Genomic DNA, 6,213 nt, shown 5'->3' with positions numbered 1-6,213 from the left:
CACAGCAGCCTCGGCTACCGCAGTCCCGCCGAATACGAGACCGTCCTGGCGGCCTGACCACCACACCAACGGTGTCCGTCAAAGCGGAGCAAGCTCAGGGATGTCCACAACCGGCTGATCGCCGAGAACGGTCGGCTCACCGCCGCAGGCCACGAGCGCTGGCCAGTCTGCCGAGTCGGAATGACCGGCGACACCGGCATGAAGGACTTCAACTGGGCAATGCTGGAGTTCTTCGCCCACGCCGGCCGCAACAGCGGCACCGCCAACATGTTCGCCTACCGAGCCCTGGACTGCGTGATCTCCTGCGAGACCAGGCTCCTCATCGTCGACGACCTCCAGTTTCTTCGGTTCCGCAGCCAGTCAGGGACGGAGCTGAGCAACCACTTCAAGTTCATCGCCAACGAGTTCCCGGTCATGCTGCTGTTCATCGGCTACGACCTGCGAGACAAGGGGCTCTACCTCGACCCGCAGCTGGAACGGCGGGTCACCCGCCTGGGACTGAAGCCCTTCGACATCGATAACGAGGGCGGCCGCGCTCAGTGGCGGCGGCTCCTGCTGAGCCTGGAGCAACGACTCGCGCTGGCCGACAAGTATCCGGGCATGCTGGCCGACAACCTCTCCGATGATCTGTGGGCCCGCAGCACTGGCCACATCGGCTCTTTGATGACCCTGATCCGGCGGGGCTGCCAGCGCGCGATCCGTACCGGCGAGGAACGCCTCACTCGCGAACTACTGGCCCAGGTCAAGCTCGATGAAGCCGCCGAACGGCTTCGCAAGGAATGGGAAGAGCTGTTCCGGTCCGGACGCAAGACCACCATGCCGGCCGGTTCCCGGAGAACAGTCCGGTGACCGCGCCGCGCAGTTTGCCGATCCGCGTCGAACCGTTGCCGGGCGAGGCGCTGGACTCATGGTTACGTGCGCTCGCCCGGCGGAGCTCCATCAGCATGCGCGACCTGTTCATCGCGGCAGGGCCTCCATTCCCCACCCGCACCGATCACGCTGGGGACTACACGACCTTCCTCACCGGAGAGGAGGCCGAACGGCTCGCTCAGACCACCGGCACCAGCGCCGATCTTCTGCACGCCATGACCCTGCGCTGCTACGACGGTTTAGCGCTGGCCCTGCACGACACCCGTCGGGTGGTACGTCGTGTCAGGCTCTGGGGCCGAGGCGTCGGTTCTCGATACTGCCCACGCTGCCTGGCGGAAATCGGCGGCAGGTGGCCCCTGCGTTGGCGTCTCACCTGGTCGATCGCCTGCACCCGCCACCAGGTCCTGCTTGCCCACGCCTGCCCGGCATGCGGCCGCTGGCCACATCGTCGCAGCTTCTTCACCCACGACGTTCACCAGCACGAATGCTCGGCGAGGAAACCCGGCGAGTCGACAATCTGCAGGGCGGACCTCACCCAGACTTCGGTCGTCGCCCTGGCCCCAAACAGCCCTGTCCTATCAGCACAGGAATGGATCAACGGACTGCTCGATCGGATCGAGGCCGGCGACCGAGACTCCAGCCTTCGAGACGCCTTCACCGACCTGACCGCGATCGCCACGCGCAGCCTCCTGCGGGCCGAGCCGGGCGACTTCCTGGACTGCGGACAAGAGATCGAACAGGCTCGCCTGCGCTACGGAACCAGCGCGCTCTACGCGCCCATCGACGCCGCTGTGATGGCCGGCCCCCTCGCCCGCGCTGTCGAAGTTGCACGCGATCCGCTCGGCGATGCCAGCTTCACAACGATCTCCGTCCTGGCGGGCCGAGAGATCGCGATGCGCCGCAATGGCCGCCTCATCGACAAGTTCCGCCGCAGCATCGCGAGAGTCGCCTCCCCTCTCCTGCAACAGCAGTTCTTGAGAACCCTCGACTCCCACCTGGCGGCCGGCCCCCGCCTGCGCTACAGGACCTGCACTACTCGCCCCTGCACCCCGGTGCCCGGCGACAGCAGGGTCACACAGCGGTCGCGGTTTCTGCCGCAGCTGCTGTGGCTGAACTGGGCTCTTCTGCTACTTCCGCCGACCGCCCTGCCCAGCCAGCGCATCGACTATCGTCTCTGGCGCGCGGCTCTGGCCGCGACGGTGTTGTTTCCCGGCTGGTGGCAGGAGCGATACGACCTGGCGGCTGAGAGTCTTCATGGGCGGCGCCCACTCCGGCTCGCACGCTTCCTGCCCCAGATTGCCCAAGGCGGCACCGACGTGCTCACGGCAATCTGCCTGCTCGCCGAATACCTGGACGAGCAGGCCGTGCCCATCGACTACGCGCGACGCCGAACGTTGAACGGAAACGGACTGCTCCCGGAGGTCACCTGGCTCATGATCTGCAACGAGACCGGAACGCACCCCGAAGATCACTATCGGCTACCGGCCGTGCGCCGGTTCCTCTATCGGCGGATGACCGGCTCCGACCTCTACTCGCCATCAAGATCGTTGAATCTGGACTCCAGCTCCCGATCTCAAGCCATGCCAGTAATCCTGACGGCACCCCTTCTGGACGCGCTTGATCGGCACGCTGCGGACTACCTCACCTCGCACGACATCAGCGAGCCCGTGACATGGTCGCCACCACTCGCCTTGGTCGACCACCTCGACCTGCCCGGTCGAGAGCTGATCCTTCCTGACATCGCCGAAGCAGCCATGCTCATGCGGACCCGCCGGATGTCGCCGACAGCCGCGGCGCGCGCCCTCGGCGCCAGCCCCGAATGCCTCAGGCTGGCCTTTGAGAAACGACACGTCCCAGAAGGAGCCGCTTGGTTCACGGACGACAACCGTTGCGGCATCGCGCACACCGACGCGGAATGACTGACCCGACAGGCCACCGGACCCTCGGCAAGGGTAGGTCTAGGTGTTGTAGTTCGACATCGAGCCGCGGAACCTGCACTCCTCGTGGTCACTTGCCCCAAAAACCCTCAAAGAACCCTTCCGGCATGAATGGAACCTCCTTTCCGTGAGCCTCCAAGCTAAACTGCTTCGAATAAGAATTCAGCCCCTCGGCGCACAGGGAGGCAATTTGATAAACGCCAGCGGCATTCTTGTGCAGGATCGGAGTGATGTCCGGGTAGCCAGAGAGCGAAGACTGGTCGGCCAGGTATTGCCTATATTGATCCCACCTGACCTTTAGGTGGGCTAGTTTTTCTTGATATGGCTTGATTGGCTCCCCGCGGGTCCAGTGCGCCAGGGCTGAGATTAGATAATAGAGGCCGCCAAGCGCATAGAAAGTTGGACCACCAAGGGAAATGCCCAGTGACGCAATGGTTGCTGAGCCATCCATGCGCTTCGCAGTTCCACCTCGCGCTAGCTGCAGGCTGATTGCGGCTCTATCGGCGTCCAGTTCCTTGGCCAGTGATGTATCTCGCAAGTCATGGCGCCTCAGCAAATGGGCCAATTCGTGAGCTACGACAAATGACCCGACGGCATCGTAGGTGGCCCACATCAGGTTGGGCATGAAAGTCAGATCGCGGATGATTGAAGGCTGTTGGGCGGGTGTTTCGCCCCTTGCTACTTTGATTGCCTGCAGGACGAAGTCATTGACGATCTTGGCCACTCGCTTCGGCCGGCGCGTGCGGATTTTTGTGAGATTTGCAGGACCCCAGAGGGAAATTCGATTCTTCTGGCTGGGGTCAAGCTTCATGATGCTGACGGACATTTCCAGAAAGTACTGGACTATATCCATGAATCCGCGCGAAACAAAAATGAAGTCGAGATCGCCGGAAGGCTGGGCGTAGGAGATGAAATCTCGATTGACCGCGGCTCGTGCCGCTACCGGCCTGGCGTCAACTAGGTGCGGATGGCCGGGATCAACGTCTGCGATTAGTTCCAGGACGTGATACTGAAATATCACGTCCATGGACGTGCGGTAGGCCGCCCTCTCTGTCGCCCATGAGTATCCGAGCCTGTTGGCGACGTTTGGGTATGCTTTGAGCAGCTTGGTTGTGGCTGCGAGTAGCGCCTCATATCCATCTGGCCAGTCGCATGCGGCAGGCGGGTTGTAATCGTCGTCAGCAAAGATGGCGGCGTTTCGGACCCGGGCCGCTACCTCGTCACTGGTTAATGCCACTGCCGACTCCGTGTCCCCAGGGAACACTGCAGTAGCTGGCTACACCTGACCGGACTATAAGGACTGCAACTGTCGCTGCCGGGACAACGCCAAACTGGCTCGCGAGTAGATCTGCAATCGCTCCGGTCAAGGCGATCTTGTCATCGTCCTGCGTGATTTTCTTGATCTTTTCACTGCCGCAGATAGCCTGGCGGGCGGCCTCTTGCAGTCTGACGAGGATCCTGGCGCCTCTGTTGAGAGCATCTTGCGGGAAAGAGCCGTGCGCGCTCAGTCCCAACTCTGTCAACAAGTCGTCGTCGGACAAGGTCATCAGCCGCACGATCTCATCTTGTTCGATGGTGCCCTCCCGAGCTTGTGCCGTTCAAGTGACGGACAGTCATGTTACAAGCTTGCGTAGCCGAGTTGGACATGTGTGGCCAAGGTTGCGAACTGCTGATCAGCGCGGCTGCTGTGCACGAGCCAACCGCTGGCCCTGTGAACGACCCTTCGACTGGGTGCAGCCAGCGCGACAGGATTCGACGCACCGACGCGGACTGACTAACCCGACAGGTCGGCCGGACTCTCAGCAAAGGGCAGGTCCAGGCGCTGTCGTTCGACATCGAGCCGCGGATCCTACACGCCCCCTGTCGCGTGGGGTGCTGTCGCGTGCTGTGACCTGCGCGGATGGGCGCTTCCCCTCGTGGGTGGTCCGGGCGCGACAGCACGGTTCGGCAGGCCGCCGGACGCAACGCGGGATGCAACGCGGATGACCTGTGACAGCGAAGTCGGGACGGTCGTCACCGAGGTTGGGAACAGCGCCGGTTTGTGACAGCGAAGTTGGGAAGCACTGGCGCAATCGGCGCGCCGAGGCCGACGATCGGTCGGTGGCCTCGTGGATCCGCGCTGTCGAGCACGAGTTCAACCGGACGGCGTGACCGGGGACCACATGCCGAGCCACTGCTCGGCTCCCCAGGCCTTGAACCGCTCTACCTCAGTGAACCCCAGCTTCGCCGCGAGACGCATCGAGCCGACGTTGGCGGTCTGGGTGGTGAGCACCACCGGCTCGCCGGGAAGCGCGCCGGCGAGCCAGCCGAGTGCCGCCGCGCACGCCTCGGCGGCGTACCCGAATCCCCACGCCCGCGGCAGGAACAGGTAGCCGAGATCGGCCTTCCCCGCGGCAGCCGGGCGACGGTGCCCCGTTGCTCTCCTGAGTAGGATCTGGCCGATCATCGCCCCGTCGAGATCAACGACGAAGCTCCCGGGCCACCGCTCGGGCGCCCCGGGCATCTCGCGCTCAAGCTCGTCACCCGGCCGGGGGCCGCCGAGGTAGGTGTGCACCTCTGGCGAGGCGAGCAGCTCGATGAACGCCGCACGGTCCCGGGTCTCGGGCTCACGGAGTACGAGCCTCTCGGTCCTGATCGGCTCAGGCGGCCAAGCCACGGATCCAAGCTCAGTCATGACGGGCAACCTATCGCACGCCCGTCGGCAGGAGCCTCAGACGACCGACGAGACCGATCAGTCCCAACTTCGGTGTCACAAACTAGCGTTGTCCCAACTTCGGTGACAACCGTCCCGACTTCGCTGTCACATATCACGGATGTCACGGATGTCCTGTGCCACCGAACATTGATCGCTTGCCATCGAAGATTGACGGATGACAGTTCGTGTCACTGAGGACTGACCGCCCATGTTCCGATGCCCGTGGAAACGTCCGGGTCGACGTGAGGAGGAATCGGTGCCGCGTGCCGCTTCGGCGTCCCTGGCGCCTGATGGATAGCCGAAGCGGAAGGCGGTCGGCGATGGATGCTGAGTGGACCGGCGGCTGGAGTTGCGGCGGCTCCGTGCCCGCGTGAGCTGCTCAGTACCGGCGCAGTAGCGGCCAGAGTGCCGTCCATGCCCGGTCCGGTCCTGCGCAGAGCACCACGGCCGCGTGCTGCTCTTGGTTTGCCGTGTCGTGCCCGTTGTCGACGCGCGTGACCGCGTGGCAGTCCGTGAAGTGTTCCTCCACCTTGGCGTGGTCCGCCGGGTGGACGAGCAGCACCGGTCCCGTGGCGGTGGCCGGTGGTGGGCCCCAGGCATGTAGTCCCATGTGGCCGGAGTACGGGGATGGCAGGCCGAGGGCGGGCCCGTACTGCGCGAGGGCTCCGGCCTCGCCGTAGTTCGAGGTCAGCAGCACGGCGGTGGCCCGCT

General features: G+C 64.2%; 5 protein-coding genes and 1 pseudogene. 2 read left to right on the top strand and 4 right to left on the bottom strand.

The genetic code is table 11. The features are described from left to right. Positions 1–114: 114 nt before the first annotated feature. Both ABD369_RS39780 and ABD369_RS39775 read left to right on the top strand, forming a co-directional pair. The gene (locus ABD369_RS39780) at positions 115–849 is read left to right on the top strand and encodes a TniB family NTP-binding protein (protein ID WP_344641526.1); all 735 of its coding nucleotides are present in this window, start codon (positions 115–117) and stop codon (positions 847–849) included. After that, complete coding sequence (locus ABD369_RS39775) at positions 846–2,789, top strand: TniQ family protein (protein ID WP_344641525.1); 1,944 nt, start codon at positions 846–848, stop codon at positions 2,787–2,789. Before ABD369_RS39780 ends, ABD369_RS39775 begins: the two co-directional genes overlap by 4 nt. Positions 2,790–2,877: 88 nt before the next feature. On the opposite strand, the gene ABD369_RS39770 is transcribed toward ABD369_RS39775, so the two are convergent. The 4 genes and pseudogenes from ABD369_RS39770 to ABD369_RS39755 form a co-directional block, all read right to left on the bottom strand. Beyond that, positions 2,878–4,044, bottom strand: coding sequence for a M48 family metalloprotease (locus tag ABD369_RS39770; protein WP_344641524.1), 1,167 nt, complete (start codon positions 4,042–4,044; stop codon positions 2,878–2,880). Continuing rightward, the gene (locus ABD369_RS39765; RefSeq protein WP_344641523.1) at positions 4,028–4,354 is read right to left on the bottom strand and encodes a hypothetical protein; all 327 of its coding nucleotides are present in this window, start codon (positions 4,352–4,354) and stop codon (positions 4,028–4,030) included. Before ABD369_RS39765 ends, ABD369_RS39770 begins: the two co-directional genes overlap by 17 nt. Positions 4,355–4,941: 587 nt before the next feature. After that, positions 4,942–5,481, bottom strand: a complete 540-nt coding sequence (locus tag ABD369_RS39760) for a GNAT family N-acetyltransferase (protein WP_344641522.1) — start codon at positions 5,479–5,481, stop codon at positions 4,942–4,944. Positions 5,482–5,881: 400 nt separating this feature from the next. Continuing rightward, positions 5,882–6,213 (bottom strand): annotated as a pseudogene (locus tag ABD369_RS39755) (hypothetical protein); the annotation flags it as partial.

The organism is Kitasatospora cystarginea (assembly GCF_039533515.1).
Classification (GTDB): Bacteria; Actinomycetota; Actinomycetes; order Streptomycetales; family Streptomycetaceae; genus Kitasatospora; species Kitasatospora cystarginea.
Note: the sequence above shows the minus strand (reverse complement) of the source record. Positions and strands in the feature narration are given on the sequence as shown.